The sequence below is a fragment of the Brachyspira pilosicoli genome, assembly GCF_036997485.1.
GTDB lineage: Bacteria > Spirochaetota > Brachyspiria > Brachyspirales > Brachyspiraceae > Brachyspira > Brachyspira pilosicoli_C.
Genome location: NZ_JAWLPU010000001.1, coordinates 361,222 through 379,719, shown reverse-complemented (window position 1 = coordinate 379,719; position 18,498 = coordinate 361,222). Strand labels below are relative to the sequence as shown.

16 protein-coding genes and 1 rRNA gene are annotated in these 18,498 nt (G+C 28.8%); 3 read left to right on the top strand and 14 right to left on the bottom strand.

The features are described 5' to 3' along the window. Nucleotides 1-439: 439 nt before the first annotated feature. Nucleotides 440-1,483 carry a 3-deoxy-7-phosphoheptulonate synthase gene (gene aroF, locus R4I97_RS01630; RefSeq protein WP_335783404.1) on the bottom strand — a complete coding sequence of 348 codons (1,044 nt, stop codon included), beginning with the start codon at nt 1,481-1,483 and terminating at the stop codon, nt 440-442. A gap of 321 nt (nt 1,484-1,804) precedes the next feature. Next, nucleotides 1,805-2,833 carry a GntG family PLP-dependent aldolase gene (locus tag R4I97_RS01625; RefSeq protein WP_335783403.1) on the bottom strand — a complete coding sequence of 343 codons (1,029 nt, stop codon included), beginning with the start codon at nt 2,831-2,833 and terminating at the stop codon, nt 1,805-1,807. Nucleotides 2,834-3,068: 235 nt separating this feature from the next. Between R4I97_RS01625 and R4I97_RS01620 the strand changes: the two genes are divergently transcribed. Next, the gene (locus R4I97_RS01620) at nt 3,069-3,545 is read left to right on the top strand and encodes a chemotaxis protein CheX (RefSeq protein ID WP_295296100.1); all 477 of its coding nucleotides are present in this window, start codon (nt 3,069-3,071) and stop codon (nt 3,543-3,545) included. Then, nucleotides 3,542-3,865, top strand: a complete 324-nt coding sequence (locus R4I97_RS01615; protein WP_335783402.1) for a hypothetical protein — start codon at nt 3,542-3,544, stop codon at nt 3,863-3,865. Before R4I97_RS01620 ends, R4I97_RS01615 begins: the two co-directional genes overlap by 4 nt. 388 nt (nt 3,866-4,253) lie before the next feature. On the opposite strand, the gene R4I97_RS01610 is transcribed toward R4I97_RS01615, so the two are convergent. The 4 genes from R4I97_RS01610 to R4I97_RS01595 all read right to left on the bottom strand — a co-directional run bounded on the left by R4I97_RS01610 (nt 4,254) and on the right by R4I97_RS01595 (nt 9,123). After that, complete coding sequence (locus R4I97_RS01610; RefSeq protein WP_335783401.1) at nt 4,254-5,705, bottom strand: HD-GYP domain-containing protein; 1,452 nt, start codon at nt 5,703-5,705, stop codon at nt 4,254-4,256. 91 nt (nt 5,706-5,796) lie between these two features. Further along, nucleotides 5,797-6,174, bottom strand: coding sequence for a YkgJ family cysteine cluster protein (locus tag R4I97_RS01605; protein WP_335783400.1), 378 nt, complete (start codon nt 6,172-6,174; stop codon nt 5,797-5,799). After that, nucleotides 6,174-8,366 (bottom strand): hypothetical protein, encoded by a 2,193-nt coding sequence (locus tag R4I97_RS01600; RefSeq protein WP_335783399.1) that lies wholly within the window; start codon nt 8,364-8,366, stop codon nt 6,174-6,176. Before R4I97_RS01600 ends, R4I97_RS01605 begins: the two co-directional genes overlap by 1 nt. A 4-nt stretch (nt 8,367-8,370) precedes the next feature. Continuing rightward, nucleotides 8,371-9,123: a hypothetical protein gene (locus R4I97_RS01595; protein ID WP_335783398.1), complete on the bottom strand. Its 753-nt coding sequence runs from the start codon at nt 9,121-9,123 to the stop codon at nt 8,371-8,373. Between the two features lie 684 nt (nt 9,124-9,807). On the opposite strand from R4I97_RS01595, the gene R4I97_RS01590 reads away from it, so the two are divergent. Next, nucleotides 9,808-11,320: ribosomal RNA gene (locus tag R4I97_RS01590) — 16S ribosomal RNA — on the top strand. 366 nt (nt 11,321-11,686) lie between these two features. On the opposite strand, the gene R4I97_RS01585 is transcribed toward R4I97_RS01590, so the two are convergent. The 8 genes from R4I97_RS01585 to R4I97_RS01550 form a co-directional block, all read right to left on the bottom strand. Continuing rightward, on the bottom strand, nt 11,687-13,219 hold the full coding sequence (locus R4I97_RS01585; protein ID WP_335783397.1) for a vWA domain-containing protein: 1,533 nt from the start codon (nt 13,217-13,219) through the stop codon (nt 11,687-11,689). Between the two features lie 175 nt (nt 13,220-13,394). Continuing rightward, nucleotides 13,395-13,889 carry a Spy/CpxP family protein refolding chaperone gene (locus R4I97_RS01580; protein ID WP_335783396.1) on the bottom strand — a complete coding sequence of 165 codons (495 nt, stop codon included), beginning with the start codon at nt 13,887-13,889 and terminating at the stop codon, nt 13,395-13,397. A 59-nt stretch (nt 13,890-13,948) separates the two neighbouring features. Next, a complete protein-coding gene (locus R4I97_RS01575) occupies nt 13,949-14,194 on the bottom strand; it encodes a hypothetical protein (protein WP_335783395.1) in 246 nt (81 codons plus the stop codon). Between the two features lie 41 nt (nt 14,195-14,235). After that, on the bottom strand, nt 14,236-14,481 hold the full coding sequence (locus R4I97_RS01570; RefSeq protein ID WP_335783394.1) for a hypothetical protein: 246 nt from the start codon (nt 14,479-14,481) through the stop codon (nt 14,236-14,238). Nucleotides 14,482-14,672: 191 nt separating this feature from the next. Beyond that, a complete protein-coding gene (rbsK, locus tag R4I97_RS01565) occupies nt 14,673-15,542 on the bottom strand; it encodes a ribokinase (RefSeq protein ID WP_335783393.1) in 870 nt (289 codons plus the stop codon). Between the two features lie 28 nt (nt 15,543-15,570). Next, complete coding sequence (locus tag R4I97_RS01560) at nt 15,571-16,575, bottom strand: nucleoside hydrolase (RefSeq protein WP_335764071.1); 1,005 nt, start codon at nt 16,573-16,575, stop codon at nt 15,571-15,573. A 41-nt stretch (nt 16,576-16,616) separates the two neighbouring features. Further along, nucleotides 16,617-17,594, bottom strand: a complete 978-nt coding sequence (locus R4I97_RS01555) for a hypothetical protein (RefSeq protein ID WP_335783392.1) — start codon at nt 17,592-17,594, stop codon at nt 16,617-16,619. A gap of 12 nt (nt 17,595-17,606) precedes the next feature. Continuing rightward, nucleotides 17,607-18,497: an ABC transporter permease gene (locus tag R4I97_RS01550; protein ID WP_147732216.1), complete on the bottom strand. Its 891-nt coding sequence runs from the start codon at nt 18,495-18,497 to the stop codon at nt 17,607-17,609. Nucleotide 18,498: the final 1 nt, after the last annotated feature.

The following is an 18,498-nucleotide window of genomic DNA, read 5'->3' as shown; positions in this document are numbered from 1 at the left end:
TACGCTTTGCGAAAAGTGCAAAATATTTTAGTTTTATATCTAAGAAGTATGTAAATAATATATTGTATTTTTTTACTTATAAATTGTACTTCATAAAAATGCAGTCTTTTTGCTTCTTTGGGTCACGCCACAGGCACTCCCTTCGGTCGCAAAAGAAGTGGGGGTTCTACCCTACGGGTACGCTTCTCAGGGGGGCTAGTCCCCGAAAATAATAAAAAATAAATTTTGATAAATCAGAAAAATTTTTTTAGTATATAGTAAAATTTTATTGTTCTTTTTCCCGTAGCTACGCTCTGCGGACTTCGTCAAAGAACCAAAAAGTGCAAATATAGAATTATATTAAATATTTTTTAAAGTTTTAAAATAATTATAAAAAATAAGCGATAGTACATATTGTATCATCGCTTATTATCATTTATTATCATTCAATTAAAATAGTTTATTTAGTATAAACTCTTCCGTTGTGTTTTGCTTTTATTTTGGATACTGTTTCGCTAATCATATTAACAGATTCCATTACATCAGCAAATGTTTCTGGTCTTATAGATTGTGCTCCGTCGCATAAAGCATGTTCTGGGTCATTGTGTACTTCTATAATCATGCCGTCAGCACCTGCAGAAATTGCAGCAAGTGTTAAAGGAAGTGCCATCCAAGCTCTTCCGCTTGCATGTGAAGGGTCGCCTATAACAGGTAAGTGGCTCATTTTCTTTATCACTGGTATAGCTGATACATCGAAAGTGTTTCTTGTGTATGTTTCAAATGTTCTTATACCTCTCTCACACAATACTACATTAGGATTGCCTTTATCTAATATATATTCAGCACTCATAAGCCACTCTTCCATAGTGTTAGCTAAACCTCTTTTTAAAAGTATTGGCTTTTTTAATTTACCTACTTCTTTTAAAAGCTCAAAGTTTTGCATGTTTCTTGCCCCAATTTGAATCATATCAACAGTATTTTCAAAATCTTCTAAGTGTCTTATAGATACAATTTCACTTACTATAGGAATACCTACTTCTTCTTTTGCAAGCTTTAATATTTTAAGTCCGTCAAGTGCCAAACCTTGGAATGCATAAGGGGAAGTTCTAGGTTTGAAAGCCCCTCCTCTAAGTATTGAAGCTCCTGATGCTTTTACACTTTTTGCTATATTTATTACCTGCTCTTCGCTCTCTACAGAACAAGGTCCTGCTATTATTACTGGTTTTTCTCCGCCTATTTTTACTCCGCTTACATCTACTATAGTGTCTTCTTTTTTGAATGCTCTGTTTGCTCTTTTGAATGGTTCTTGTACTTTTAATACTTTATCTACACCTGGTAATGTTGCTATTAATTCTTTATCTACTTTTGAAGTGTCTCCAACAATACCTATAACTGTGCAGTCTACTCCTACGATTTTGTTTGTACCTAATCCTAAATTTGTTAATCTATCTGTTATATTATTAACTTGTTCTTCTTTGGCATTAGCCTTCATTACAATAATCATGATTTTTTCTCCTTAAAACTATTTATTTTTTATAATAATTAAGCATTATATTTTAGAATAATGTTTTTATTTTTTTGATTAATTAAAATGTATTTATGTGTTGTTGTTTAAAAAAGATACTCTGGCGCTTTAAACGCCAAAATAATAAAAAGACTTAAAGTAATAAGCTAAAAAATTATTTGTATTAAAAATAATATTACCTTTCATAGTAATATATTATATTCAAAATAATTAAAAAGTCAATAGATTTATAATTATTTTTAATAATTAAAGTAATATTTTTTTAAAGTTTTTGTGATTATTTTCTATTTAATATTGTTTTTAAATATTATTTTTAAAACTTTTTATTATATCACAGGCTTCTTCAACTTCTTTCATGCTAATATCTCTATGAGTTACAAATCTTAATTTATAATCACCAAAAGAGCTTGCTTTTATTCCCTTTTCCAAAAGTTTATTTACTAATTCTATTGATTTTTTTTGCGTTTTTGCTATTACAATATTAGTTTCAACTTCATCTAAACTTAGCTCTCCCAATTTTGATTCAATTACAGCAGAGGCTATTTTTTTTGCTTTAATATGGTCTTCTTCTAATGATTCTATATTATTTTCTAAAGCATATATTCCAGCAGCAGCCATCAAACCAATCTGTCTTAATCCTCCTCCTATTAACTTTCTAATTTTGAAAGCCTCATCTATAAACTCTTTTTTTCCACATAACATAGCTCCCATTGGCGCACCGAGTCCTTTTGATAAACAAAATGTAATAGAGTCTGTATTAGAAGCTATTTCTTTTACTGAAGCCTTTGAAGCAATAGAAGCATTAAATACCCTTGCTCCGTCCATATGCATATGCACGTTTTTTGATTTTGTGAAGCTATATAATTCTTTTAAAACTTCTATTGGGTATACGCTTCCTCCATGTCTATTATGACTGTTTTCAACTTCTACTATATTTACATTAGACATATAATAAGGTTGTGGAGAAAAATAATCTTCTATTATAGATTTTGTTAATATTCCTCTTTTAGCTTTTACAGGCAAAGGCAAAGCACCTGCTAATGCAGCCACTCCTCCAAGTTCATAATGTACAATATGAGATTCTTCTTCCAAAAGTATCTGTCTTGTTTTTGAAGATAATATTAATAAAGGTATCAAATTACCCATAGTACCGCTTGAAACAAATATTGCTTTTTCTTTTCCTGTAATTTCTGCTGCCATGTCTTGAAGTTTATTTACTGTAGGGTCTTCCATATAAACATCATCGCCACATTCTGCATTATATATTGCTTTACGCATTTCATTACTTGGCTTTGTTATTGTGTCCGTTCTTAAATCATAAACTCTCATATTGTTGCTCCTGATGTATAATAAAAGTTATTATTTTTATTTTATATACCTGTTTTGGTATAAAAATATAATATTACAATTTTTATATAATGTCAAGGATTTAAAAAATATTGCTTTACTTGATAAATTAAATATTATTAATATACTATTATTTATATATAAGTTTATTTGTATAAAAAAATATTGATTAATTTCCGATATATTATATATAAATATTATTGTAGGTAAATAAAATATGTTTGATTTAGATGTTGTAAATGCTTTTAGTAAAGGTACAGTTGTTATATTAAAGAGCTATTTTAATTCTAATGTTGGTAAAGGCAGCATAAAGATACATAGAAATGCTAATCATGTAGGCGGGGTTATAGTTTTTATTGGAATTAATGGCGATTTAAGCGGAAGACTTATGTTTAACATGAGTAAGGCTACTGCTTTTAAATTGGCGTCTGCTCTTAATATGGAATCTATTACTGTTATAGATGATATATTTATTTCTACTATAAAAGAGTTTGTTAATATGGTTGCTGGCTCTGCCATTAATGAACTTTCTACTAAACATATAGATTTGGATATGACGCCTCCTGCAATATTAATGAGTGATCAATTATCTATGCTTGAAAAAGAAAATGATAAAATACTTTCTATATGCTATAAAACAGAGCTTGGTGAGATATTTATGAATTTAATAATATTCAACCAAACTCCATCATGATTCAATATTTATTAATATTATTTGCTTTAACTCTCTTTATAAGACATATAGTTTCTAAAATAATAATATCAAGGAATGCTAATATTTTTTTAAATAAACATTTTCAAGATGAAGATAAATTATACACAATAGAAGAAGTTTCAAATAGTTTTAAATTAGATAAAGAACATTTCAAATCTCTTATAAGCATATTAGAAACGCATCAATATTTCAGTTTTTTTAATAAAAAAGGTGTTACTATGGTAAAAGACTATTATTCAAGATATGAACTTAAATATTTAGTAGAGCTTCTTTTAAAGAAAAAGAAATTGAGGTTTTAACATACTCATTTTATCTGTATACTAAAAAATTTAAAGTTTATTATTTGCAGGATTAGCCCAACTGCGAAGCGTGCCCGTAGGATAGCACCCCACTTCTTTTGCCGACGCTCTGCGTGCCTTCGGCAAAGCACCTACTTAGTATTGATATAAAAGAATCAAAAGAACTGCATTTTATGAATTCCAGCTTTTTATGTATATACAAAATATAGATATTATTTTATATTTATACATTCCAAAGATATAAAGCTAAAACAATCGCACTTTTTGGTTCTTTGACGAAGTCCGCACCGCACAGCTGCGGGAAAAAGTTGAATAAAACAAAAAAATTATATAAATAAAAATTAAATCACTATAAATATTTTTGATTTAATTCTTATAACTAATAAATCTATTCCAGCTTAGAAGATAGTAAATCTTTTTCTATAGAGTTACTTAAAAACTCAACAAATACATCATAAAGTATAGGGTCTAACTTCACATGTTTTTCTATAAAATCTTCTTTCATAATGTTTAGAGCTTCTTCAGGAGTAAAAGTTTTTCCTCCTCTATATTTTCTTGCAGGGTCAATTAAAGCATCATACACATCTATTATCTCAAGCATTTTAGCTGGAAAATAAGCAAAAGCATCACAATCGTCTATTACCTTAGCTTCATAAGACATAATCCTCGGTATCTGAAAGCTAGGAACTTTTTCTAATTTTAATTTGTATAAACGCTCATAAGGTCCATAACCAAGCCCGTAATATTCATGATGCAAAGCAACAGTTAAAATAACCTCAAGAGAATATTCAGAAGTTTGACTTACAAGAGTATAGCTATTAAATAAATGTTTTTTTATTCTTTCATAGTCTCTTCCAGATTCACCCTCAAAATAATCCAAATCTTTTACTTTTCCTATATCATGAAGCAAAGCACCAATAGAGTATAAGTTCATCTCTTTTTCTTCTACAAAACGCATGCCATTATCAATACAGTCTTCAAGAGTTCTAAAGTCTTCGTATATTCTGTATTTTTCTGAAGAGGCAGTCATATTCTCATAATATTTTTTATATACTGTAGGAAAAGAGGTTCTTATGCTATGTATTAAATTTCTTCTTTTTATAAGATTATTATAGAAAGCAAGAAAATTTACATAAGAAACAAAAACTCTGTTTGAATGGGCCATTACGCCTCCGTCAGAGAAATTTCTTAATTCTGTAAAAACTTTCTGTGTTTCTAAATTCTTTGAAAGCATATTAACTATTGTATTTACCAAAGAAGTAGTAGTATCATTAATTTCCTGATTTTCTAATTTTGCCTGATCCTGTGTAATCTCATTTCCTTTAATTTTTTTAATACTCTCAAACATAGTAACTTTAGCAATAAGTCCAACATCGTTACCTGCATCTACTATTTGCTGAGCTGTATTTCTATTAATTGTATGTTTTTCATCAACTTTTATTTCTTTTAATTCTTTATTGTAAGTTTCAATTATATTTACTTTTTCATTATAGCTCATTTTGGATATTTCAGAAATTTTCCTACTCATCTCTTCTGCGGCTTCTTTTGGGGTTTGAAAAACGTATTTGGTTGTTTCTACGTATGTTGCTCCAGTGTTAGTGTTTAATAATTTAAACTCATTTATAAAGTGGGAGAAACTTTTAGGGGCATATAATTTTATATTAGAATATTTGGGATTGTCTACTATAAGGCTTAACTGTTCTGTAGGGAAAGATATTATATTATTTTCTTTATCCATTCTAAATAATGGTATATTATGTGCTATTAAATTATCTTTTATTTCTTTTATTTCATCTAAAGTAAGAGTTATATATTTATCAATATTTAATTCTTCAGACATACTTATTAATTTTCCTTAATGTAAAATTTATAAAAATAGTATATAGTATTTTATAAAAAAATAAAACTATTATTTTTTTATAAATTTCATATTATTTTTTTCTTTTAGTTTTAATGCCTGGGCAAGGTCTTTTAAATTTTCCAGATATTAAATTTCCATTTTTATCAATGTATTCATTCCAATAAGGAAAAGTGCGGCACTGTTTTGGTTTGGCATCATGAATAATACACTTGTCTTTTTCATCTAAAAAAGGACATTTATTTTCTTCATCAACTTTTATATGATATTCAAGAGAGTAGCTATGCTTTAGATATTTATTTATAAATACAAGAGGATTAATATTTAAATATTCTGAAGCTTTTTTTATATCTTCTAAAGAAAAATACACATATCCATTTTCTTTACAGCATAGTCCGCATCCTATACAAGAGAATTCCAATATATCATTTTTCTTTTTGATTTTTTTCATTATTTTATGATATTATTAGCAGCATTTTTCACTATATTAGCCATATTAGTCTTACCAAGTTCAATATATCTATCAGCAACCTTTATGTAAGCATTATATAATGTTCTTTTTTCATATTCATTCATATCTTCAATTTTTTTTTTACCATCATCAGGCAGTTTTATATTTACATTAAATACTATTTTGTCTGGGTCTGTAAATATATTATCATTAGCTGCAAATATCATAGGCCATTTTCTAGCATCTCCAAGCTCTTTTGTGGCAATAGAAGTTAAAGTATCAGTCCACTGAGTCTTATATAAATTACCATCTAAATATGAAACTGTATTGTTTTGAGTATTATTATTTTGCGTTGCTGGCGGAGTAGGCGGATCAGGTATTACAGGCGGGTTAGGTAATTCAGGCTCTTTTGGAGGATTGGCATTTGTGTTAATTATATTAGTTTTTACTGCTGTTGTATTTGTTATTTGAGTATTATTTGTTTTTAATTGATTATCATTTGTTATTTTATTTATTTGATTATTAGTTGTAATGTTGTTATTAGTTGCTATATTATTATTAGTTATAAGCTTATTTGTATTATTGTTTTGCTGATTGCTTATAACATTATTTTTATTGCTGCTGATAGCATTTATATTTGATATATCAGATAAATTATCATAATTATTTGTCATTTCATTAATATTTTCATTAGTTAAGACATTTTCATTTGTAACTACATTGTAGAAACCATCATCATTATTATCGTTTTTAGAAGTTAAGAATTGAAATCCTAAGAATGACAAACCTAATATTATAATTATAATACCAATAATAGGTATGAGCTTGTTTGATTTGTTTTCTTCTTTATTTTCAATTGAATGTTCTGGAACTTTATATGGTTCTACAGGTTTTTTCTCTATTTCAGGTATAACAGTAGAAGTTTTTAATTCTTCTTCAGTTTCTATTATTTTTATATCTTTTTCTTCTAATTCTTTTAATTTTTTGTTTGAATAGTTTTGATAATCTTCTACTGGAGTATCATCATCTATTTCTGCGGCATTTTCTATTGCTTTATCTATTTCTTCCTGATTAAATTTTGACTCTTCATTAACATTTTGCTGCATTATTGTAGGAAGAGTAATTTTTTTATTTTTAAATATGTCGCCTTTAGTATATGTTACTTTTTCTTCTTTTTTAGTTTCTTCTTTTACTTGTTCTGTTGTTTCTTCTTTTACCGTTTCTATATTTTCAGTTTTTACTTCTATTCCTTCTATATCATTTTTTATTTTTTCTAATTCTTCTTTTATTTCTTGAGGTTCTTCATTTACATCTTCTTTATATTTATCAAAAGAATCAAAATTGTATTTTTTTACAACTTCCTCTAAAGTTTGCGGTTTGTCGTTATTTTCTTTAAGAACTATTTCATTTTCTTTTTTATTTAGTACATTGTTTACTATATCACTTGTTTTATTAAAAATGTTTTCGTTAGTGCTTTTTATTTCGTTATTAGATTCATTTTTTTCTATAGTTGATTCTTTTTCTTCCACTTTATCATCTGTTACAACTAAGTGTTTTTTTGCTATTATAGGCTTTGAAACATTTTTAGATTTAGCTCTTATAGCTTCTTTTAATAAAGTTATTGATTCTCTTTCATTAGTTCTTTCAGTAGTTTTTATTGGTTCTATTTTTCTTATAGTTGATGATGTTCTTAGAGGTGTGAAAGAGTTTTCTTTTGATTGTTTTTCAGCTGATTCAGTGCTATCATCTTTAGCAGCCATTTTTTTAAATATGTTTTCTATTGTCTTTTGAGTATTATCTTTTTTTAAAGAAGTTAAAGGCGCTACTGTTTTTTTTGTTTCTGTTTCAACTTTTGCAGTAGTATCTTTTTTAAGAGTATCAGTTTTTCTAACACTTGTGGTAGTTTTCTTTGCTGCAGCAGTTTCTTTTATAGAATCTTTAGCTGTTGTTTCTTTATTAGCAGTTTTTTTTGTTGTAGTTGTCTTTTTAACTGCAGCAGTTTTTTTGGGTGTATCTTTTTTAGCAGTATCAGTTTTTTTTACACTTGCAGCAGTTTTCTTTGATACAGCAGTTTCTTTTGCAGAATCTTTAGCTGTTGTTTCTTTATTAGCAGTTTTTTTTGCTGTAGTTGTCTTTTTAGCTACAGTAGATTTTTTTGCTTCTTCTTTATTTGTTGTTTTTTTTGTTGCCATATTTTTACTCTGTAATATTTTGTTTATTTTTTATTATTATATTTCTTATAGTATTCATTTTATCATTATCAAATATGTTTTCTTTAATATTTCCCTTTTTTAATAAATCTATAAGATATTTGTTTAGGTCTATATTGTTATCATTTAAATTATATTTCTTAACTATATAAACCGAATCAGCCATAAAAAGTATGATTCTTAATTTATTTCCATCGGAAGAGTATTTTTCTATTATTTTTTGCGGATTATCTATACCAAGGCAGCTTAAATTATAACAAACTTTAAAGAACAATTTATCTATAGCTTGTTTAACTTGCTGTTCTTTTTTTACTTTTTTGTTGATTGTGTAAAGCACAGAGAAATCTCTCGGGCTAAAATGACACATATCAGCAAAAAACTTTTCTTGATACGGCATAAGATAGTAATGACTTTTAACTTTAGATTCAACTCTTGTTATAAAATTGTTTTCTTCTAAAGTATCCAAAGATTTTACTATAGTAGCATTTCCTCCAATTCCAGCTTCATTCAACATTTGAGAATGAGTTGTTTTTGCTATACCATTTTCATAGTCATAATTAGCAACCAAAACTCTATATACTTCTTTAGCTGAGAGTGGTAGTTTTTTCCATTTGTTATTATCTGTTAGAGATTTTGGAATGAAAGAACATAAATTAGCTATTGATATAAAAGTATCCTTATCTAAGTTTTTGATACTTTCTAATTGCACCTTATTTATGATATCTAACATTGTTTCCAAAATACTTCTCCAATTATTATAGATTATTATAATACATTAAAATTGATATAAAATCAAGATTAACAAAGAATTTTATAATTAAACTTTTTTGTAATGATTTTTGACTTTTATAAATGGAATAATTTTATTTTAGTTTTTTGTTATGAAACATATTAGTTTCAATTTTTTATAAAATGGTTGTTTTTATTTTCTGCAGATAATAAAAAAATATATAAAAAATATTTAGTATGTTAAAAAAATAGTTAAAAAAGCATGGTGAAAGCTGAATTTTTACAAAAATTTATGAATTATATCATGTTTTATGAATGAATTTTTGTTTATATTTATGGTTTTATAAATATGCGGCAAAAAATATGTATAATATGTAGTATAAATATGGTTATTTTAAATAAATTTCAAAAAAAATAAAGAAATTTGCTTTTAACCCTATTGCTATTTATCGCACTCGTGCTATAATAATAAAACAAACGATGAGAAATAAAAAAATCGCTTGAAACAAAAGTTCTTTGAAATATGGATAGCAGAAGCTAAGTTTAATAAAACAAAACACAACTGGTGTAAACGAACTTTTAATAGTTCGGAGACCTAAACGCGTTACAAAAAGTAACAATTTCTTTGCAAAAAGTAAATCATCACTTAGTAAAGTGATAAAATAAAGAATCGAAAACGATTCACTGAAAAGTGAGTATGGAGAGTTTGATTCTGGCTCAGAGCGAACGTTGGCGATGCGTCTTAAGCATGCAAGTCGAGCGGGCTTATTCGGGCAACTGGATAAGTTAGCGGCGAACTGGTGAGTAACACGTAGGTAATCTGCCGTGAAGTGGGGGATAACCCATGGAAACATGGACTAATACCGCATATACTCTTGCTACATAAGTAGAGTAGAGGAAAGTTTTTTCGCTTCACGATGAGCCTGCGGCCTATTAGCTAGTTGGTGAGGTAAAGGCCCACCAAGGCAACGATAGGTAGCCGACCTGAGAGGGTGACCGGCCACATTGGGACTGAGATACGGCCCAGACTCCTACGGGAGGCAGCAGCTGAGAATCTTCCACAATGGACGAAAGTCTGATGGAGCGACATCGCGTGAGGGATGAAGGCCTTCGGGTTGTAAACCTCGGAAATTATCGAAGAATGAGTGACAGTAGATAATGTAAGCCTCGGCTAACTACGTGCCAGCAGCCGCGGTAATACGTAGGAGGCAAACGTTGCTCGGATTTACTGGGCGTAAAGGGTGAGTAGGCGGATTTATAAGTCTAAGGTGAAAGACCGAAGCTCAACTTCGGGAACGCCTCGGATACTGTAGATCTTGGATATTGTAGGGGATGATGGAATTCTCGGTGTAGCGGTGGAATGCGCAGATATCGAGAGGAACACCTATAGCGAAGGCAGTCATCTGGGCATTTATCGACGCTGAATCACGAAAGCTAGGGGAGCAAACAGGCTTAGATACCCTGGTAGTCCTAGCCGTAAACGTTGTACACTAGGTGCTTCTATTTAAATAGGAGTGCCGTAGCTAACGTCTTAAGTGTACCGCCTGAGGAGTATGCCCGCAAGGGTGAAACTCAAAGAAATTGACGGGTCCCCGCACAAGTGGTGGAGCATGTGGTTTAATTCGATGATACGCGAAAAACCTTACCTGGGTTTGAATTGTAAGATGAATGATTTAGAGATAAGTCAGACCGCAAGGACGTTTTACATAGGTGCTGCATGGCTGTCGTCAGCTCGTGTCGTGAGATGTTGGGTTAAGTCCCGCAACGAGCGCAACCCTCACCCTCTGTTGCTACCGAGTAATGTCGAGCACTCTTAGGGGACTGCCTACGTTCAAGTAGGAGGAAGGTGGGGATGATGTCAAGTCCTCATGGCCCTTATGTCCAGGGCTACACACGTGCTACAATGGCAAGTACAAAGAGAAGCAAGACCGCGAGGTGGAGCAAAACTCAAAAAAGTTGCCTCAGTTCGGATTGGAGTCTGAAACTCGACTCCATGAAGTTGGAATCACTAGTAATCGTAGATCAGAACGCTACGGTGAATACGTTCCCGGGGATTGTACACACCGCCCGTCACGCCATCGGAGTTGGTTTTACCTGAAGCCGTTAGCCTAACCGCAAGGAGGGCGGCGTCGAAGGTGGGACTGATGATGAGGGTGAAGTCGTAACAAGGCAGCCGTACCGGAAGGTGTGGCTGGATCACCTCCTTTATTCGGAGTTTGTCCTTTTAAACTCTTACTGCTATTCATATTTGAAAGAACTTTTATATATCTATACCTCGTTAATTAACTAGCCTATTACGGCTGGTTTTTTTGTGCATATTTTTTTCTTTAATATTATTTTAATTACCGCACGTAAAATAAAATCTCTGTAGAATAGAATTAGAAATTTTATAATTAGAATAAAAATAAATAATACTTTTCAAACGTGCGTTAAACAATATTCAGATATAAAAAATCTTGGGTGGGGATGCTTTATTTATTTGATATTATAAAAAATAGAATTATAAAATTATAATCTATACAACAAACATATAGGGTGGGGAATGTAAATAAAATTTTTAAATAAAAAATTGATTAAAATATTGGCTTTTCTATATCTTCTGTATTTCTTTTTATTTCTTTTACGAGTATATATTCTATTTTAATATTTTTTTCTTTTGCAGTTCTTTTATTTGTGTCAGCGTTGGCTTTACCTATAACTTTGGCAGGGGCATCTGTAATTACTATCACTACTTTATTCTCATTTTTATAATCAAAATCTTCTAAAGCCTTTTGTATTGCTTCATACATAGGTTCTGCCTTATCTCCGCCACCGCTTGCGTAAAAATAATTAACATCTCTATATATTTTATTCATATTATTATCAAAATCTATTTTTTTTGTTAAATAAGTATCATTTACATCTCTATAAAGTAAGAAACCAATTCTTGAATTAATATCTTTTTTAAATATTTTTTTACTTATAGATTTAATTTCTTCTTTTATTGAAGTCAAGTATGGATGCATACTTTCTGTTGTATCTAACACTAACACTAAATCTACTGCTGAATTATATTTATCTATAATATTATATACTTGAGTTTTTAAATCTTTTTCATCATCAGCATAATGGCTTTTTAATTCGCTAGCATTATTTAAAGAATCTATTGCCTCGCCATCAAAAAAATTTCTTTCTATATTGTTATTATTTATTTGCTTTTTGCTTACTATCATTTCATTTGTATTCAATCCTATAATTTCTTGTGTAGGAGGTTCTATTACAGGAGGAACATTAATTTTTTTTTCTGTAGTTGTTGTAGTATTTGCGGCAGTGTTTGTTATTTTGTTTTCTATTATATAATCTATAGGATAAGTAAAAGTTTCTCCCTTAGTATTAAATACATTAAATGATAAATATCTGTCTTCAGGTAATTTTTTAAAATAGGCTTTTATATAGAGCTGTTTACCTATTTTGCTATTATATGTGTCTTCTAATATTATTCCGCTATTATCTGCTTGTAAAGCATAATTGAATGAAGTTTTAATTAATTTATATGTAGTATTAGTTAGTCCTTCTCTTACATAAAAAGCATATTTTCCATTTTCTCCGCCGGAATAGTAAAGATAAAATGCATATAAATCGCCTTCTTTTTCTACATTTCTTAATGTTATTATAGGGTTTGTTTTTTTATTATTATCAATTTTAAATAAAAATTTTGAATCTGTTACAATATTTCCATTATTATCTAATGCTTCTAATATAAGTTCCATATTATCTGCTAATACAATTCTGGCATTTCCATTATTAGTATCTAAATACACAGATTCTCCTATAGATGTTTGTAAAGATGTGCCTAATTTACTATGTATTGATACTTTATTAATATTTATTAATGAAGCAGCATCAGATGATTGATTAAGATAAAGGTATGAGTATTTATTATTTTGTAATTTAAATAATAGTCTTATATTGTCTATATTATTTTTTTTTCTTATATTTATTTGGTAACCTGTAACCAATTTTTCTATAATAATATCATCTTGTGTGATTTCTGTGTATTGACAATATAAATTTTCTAAAGCAGCAAAAAATACTACCGATAAAATAATAAATAAAAATTTTTTCATTGTTTAAAACCTCTATTATTTATTATCGGCTCTATTATCTATAAATATCTATTGTTATGTTAATTGAATTTTAAAATTTGTTGTTTTATAAAAAATTAATTTTTAAAATATTTTATTTAAAATAAAAAATACCCGCATAATATCATGCAGGTATTTTTATTTTATACATAAATATTTATTTTACTTGAAATACTTTATCCATTTCTAAGAAAAACTCTGTTCTTAATTTGTCTAAATCAGATAAAGTTTTAGCTCTGTCATCTATAGCTTTATTTATAGCATTTTGGTCAGGGTTTTGTTTGCTCATTTCTAAATTTATAGTTTGAGTTTTGTTGTAAACTTCTCTTCTCAAATCATCTATTTGAGGGAAATATTTACTTTCTATAGATTGTATTTGGTTAATTTGGTCTTGAGTAAGGTTGTTGTATCCATAACCTCTTCCGTAACCATAACCTGCACCATAACCTCTTCCATATCCATAATTACAGCCCATTCCATATCCTCTGCCGTATCCTCTACCATAACCGCAGCCCATACCATAACCTCTGCCGTATCCTCTGCCATAACCCATTCCATAGCCTCTACCATATTGTCCAAATAGAGACACAGAGCCAAATACCATAATTGCTATAGAAACTAATATTAATACTTTTTTGTTAATGTTTTTCATTTTTAATTCTCCTTTAGTTGTGTGTTTTTTATTTATTTTATTATTATTTTTTTATTTTATTATTTAACATATGGGTTGTTATAATAATAACATCCGTTGTATCCGTTAAATCTTTGGTTGTAATATCTGCCTTCATATCCTTGATTATTGTATCTATAATTGTATCCATAGTTACAACCCATACCATAACCTCTTCCGTAACCTCTGCCATAACCCATTCCATAGCCTCTACCATATCCAAATAAAGATACAGAGCCAAATACCATAATTGCTATAGAAACCAAAATTATAAATCCTTTTTTCATTTTTAATTCTCCTTAGTTGTGTGTTTTTTATTTAATTTCTATTATTTTACGTATGTATTATTGTAATAATAACATCCGTTGTATCCGTTAAATCTTTGGTTGTAATATCTGCCTTCATATCCTTGATTATTGTATCTATCATTGTATCCATAGTTACAACCCATACCATAACCTCTGCCGTATCCTCTGCCATAACCCATTCCATAGCATCTACCATATCCAAATAAAGATACAGAACCAAATACCATAATTGCTATAGAAACCAAAATTATAAATCCTTTTTTCATTTTTAATCTCCCTTACTTTTATATTTATTTTATTATTTTTTGTTTTCTTATGCTTTATTAGACGTACAAAAGAAATAAAAGTTCCCCAAAAAACAAAAAAAATGAATTTTTTTATATACCATAATAGGGTATATAAAAAGAGTGCCTTTTTGAAAAAGCACTCTTTAATATAGAATATTAATTATTCATTATTAATAGTTATTGATTACTTCATTATATGTAGGTATGGAATCTATTGCTCCTTTTCTTGTAACTGTTATGTTAGAAACTTTAGTAGCGAATTCAATAGCCTCTTCAATAGTTTTATCATCAGCAATCATTCTCACAACTCCACCCAAAAAACTGTCTCCAGCAGCAGTGGTATCAACAACATTAACATCATAAGCATCAAAATGTTTTCTATTTTGCTTTGTTATTAAATCACATCCATCAGCACCTAAAGTAAGTATTATGTTTTTTACACCACATTCAATAGCATAATCTATACCGCCTATAATATCTATTTCTGTTTCATTAGGAATTAGTATATCTACGCAGCTTAAAAAATCTTTGTCAAGTTTTATAGCAGGGGAAGGATTTAATACTACAATTTTACCAAGTTTTCTAGCAATAGATGCAGCATATTTTGCTATTTCTAAAGGTATTTCTAATTGCATAACTATTATATCAAATGATGCAATTAATTTTTCTTTAATATCATCTTTTGTAATTAAACCATTAGCTCCTTGTACTACTATAATATTGTTAGCACCATCATTAGTAACTGTAATAACTGCTATGCCTGTAGAAATATTATTTTTTATTAATAAATTATCTATATTAACATTATTAGAAAATAAAGCATTTGATAAATCTTTACCAAAATTATCATCTCCAACAGCACCTAACATACTTACATTACCACCTAATTTACCTATGGCGCATGCTTGATTAGCTCCCTTACCTCCATTAGTAGTATAAAAATTATTACCGAGTATAGTTTCGCCCTCTTTAGGAAAACGCGGAGTTGTTGTAACCAAATCTTTATTAATGCTTCCTATAACCAAAATTTTTTTACTCATACTATTCTCACATAAAATACTAAAATTATTATTTTGAATATAAATTAATAGTATCTTTAAACATTTTTTTAAATTTTAATCCATTAATAGATGTACATATTCTAGTATTTTCTTTTTTAGGTTTTGTCAATATTTGGCTTCCAAAAAATGCTACACATTGACCTCTACTTAATTCTCCTTCAGTTTCAACATCAACATAAACTCTTTTAGTTGTATTACATATAGTTTCATCTACTAACATAGCAGCAGTAATTACATCATCCATAGGAAAACCTACTAATTTAAAATATTCTCTCCATATATCTATATATAAAGGCAAAAAATTTACTATATGTGAAGCAACAGGATTGTTTTTCATTAGTGATAAATCAAATATATCATCTCTAGTAAACATACTATCAGCTGCAGAATTATCTTCGCATATGTCTAAAGGTATTAAGGTTATAGGTACACCAGAGTTGAATACAATTTTTGAAGCTTCAGGATCATTCCATATATTATATTCAACAACAGGTGTTATATTTCCTGGGGTTTTAAACACTCCACCCATTATATAGCATTCTTTAATATTATCAGCTAGAGCTGGTTCTTGTAATAATGCCATACCAATATTAGTTAAAGGTCCTGTAGCTACTATTGATATCTCTTTAGGATTTGACATAATAGTTTCTATTATAAAATCAACAGCATGTTTATCTTTTTCTCTATGGTCAGGTTCTTTAGCAGGAGGATTAAAACCTTTTATTCTTTCTCCAAAAATATTTGCCAATTCTTCATTAATCTTTACAGGTTTTTCCATTATTTCTTTTGGATGACCAACCATAGGTTTGGATGCTCCTTTATATACAGGAATATTTCTACTATCTGCAATTGACAATGTATTTAAAGCAACTTTTGTAGCTTGTTCTATACTTCCACTAGCTCCTAATACAGTAGTTATTCCTTCTAATTTTAAACTTTTTTCTTTTGCACAATAAAATATTGTCAATATATCGTCTCCAACAGAATCAATATCTAATATCAAACGTTTCATAATAATTTCTCCTTTTTTATATATAATCAATTAACTATAAATTAACTATAAACAGTTAATGTTATTGATAAAGTACCTAAAATAATAAATATAACAGCCAACATAATTGATAATATAGATTTGAATGGAGCATTTTTATATTCTCCATATATTACCCCCCATAATACAGCCCATAATGCCATACTTTGACCTAATGGCCAAGATATAGCTAATCCAACCAAAGAAGCATAAACAGAATTTAATATATTTCCACCATAATGCATTATTGCAGATAATGCCGCAAATACAAAATAAATTTTTGGAACTTTTAAAGCAGGTACTAATTCTTTTGATTTTATTAAAGGTATTAAACAAACTAATATAGCTGTTATCATAGAACCACAAGATAATAATGCCATATATTGATAGGAATTTAGTCCAACATTATTTAAATCAGTTTTAATAGACAATGTCATAAAAAATGGATAAGCTGATATAAAAAATCCAGATATAACTCCATATAATAGAACGGTTTTTATTGATACTTTGTTAGAAGTTTTAGAGTTATTTTCTTTTGCCTTAGAAGAATATCCACAGAAGAATACAGATATTAATATTAAAATAGCTCCTAATAATACACTATATACAGGTGTACCATCAGGAAGTCCTCCAGCTAATATAGATAAAGTTGTACCTAATAGCATAGAAATAGAAGTAAATATTATATAAGTTATAGAAAGTCCTGCTATATCAACTGCTATAATATTAAACCACATTCCAAAAGTATATATTATACCTCCTAGTATAGGGTATAAAAAAAGCTTAGGGGTTTCTTGTATTAAATTAAATAATTCAACATATCCACTAATTCCACTATTTATTAAAAGAACTGTCCAAGTTAATATCAATGAAAAGAAATATAGCATAAACATGAACATTCTTATAGACCATTGAGAAACCTTTTTAATAAATTGTCCCCAACTTCCCCACATAAAAGCAGAAATCAATACCATAATTATTGGAAATAAATCATTTTTCACTTGTAATATCCTTTATTTATATTTTTTTATAGTTTCTTCTGTTTCTAATATACGTTTTTTTCTTTTATTATATGTATTAGCAAATAGGAATATCAATGTAACTATATATGGAAACATTAAAACTATATAAGATGGTATACCAAAACCTTGCATTCTTAAAGCTATAGCATCAGAAAAACCAAATATTAAACATCCAATGAACAATTTTAAAGGGTCTCCATTAGAAAATATTAAAGCAGCAACAGCCATGAATCCTCTACCAGAAGACATGTTCTCTGTAAATAAAGTTAAATATCCTATAGAAAGATGTGCCCCTGCTATACCAGCAAAGAGTCCACATAATAAAGATGATATATATTTTATAACTGTAACATTAATACCTTGAGATGTTGCTGCATCTTCTTTCTCTCCTACAACTCTTATATATAATCCTAATTTTGTTTTATAAATAAATAATGCAACTAAAATTAGAAAAACTATACTTAAATAAACAAATGGTGTAAATCCTCCTATACTTGGTAATCCTACTATTTTATCAGATACAACAGACCCTCTTGTACCAAATAAAGTTTTCATAAGCGATATAGTTGCACCACTAGCAAAAGTATTTATAGCTAGCCCTACTACAACTTCATTTGCTTTAAAGTTTACAACAAATAATACAAATACTAAAGCCAATATTAATGATATTATAATAGCAAGGATAACACCTGCTAGTGCCGAACCAGTATAATAACTACCAACAACTGCAAAAAAAGCAGCCATAAGCATTTGACCTTCTAATGAAACATTAAATATACCACTTTTAGTAGTGAAAGCACCTCCAAGTCCAACTAATAATATCGGTGTTGTTGTACGGATAGTTGCTGCAATTAAAGAAATATTAAATATATCTGATATCATA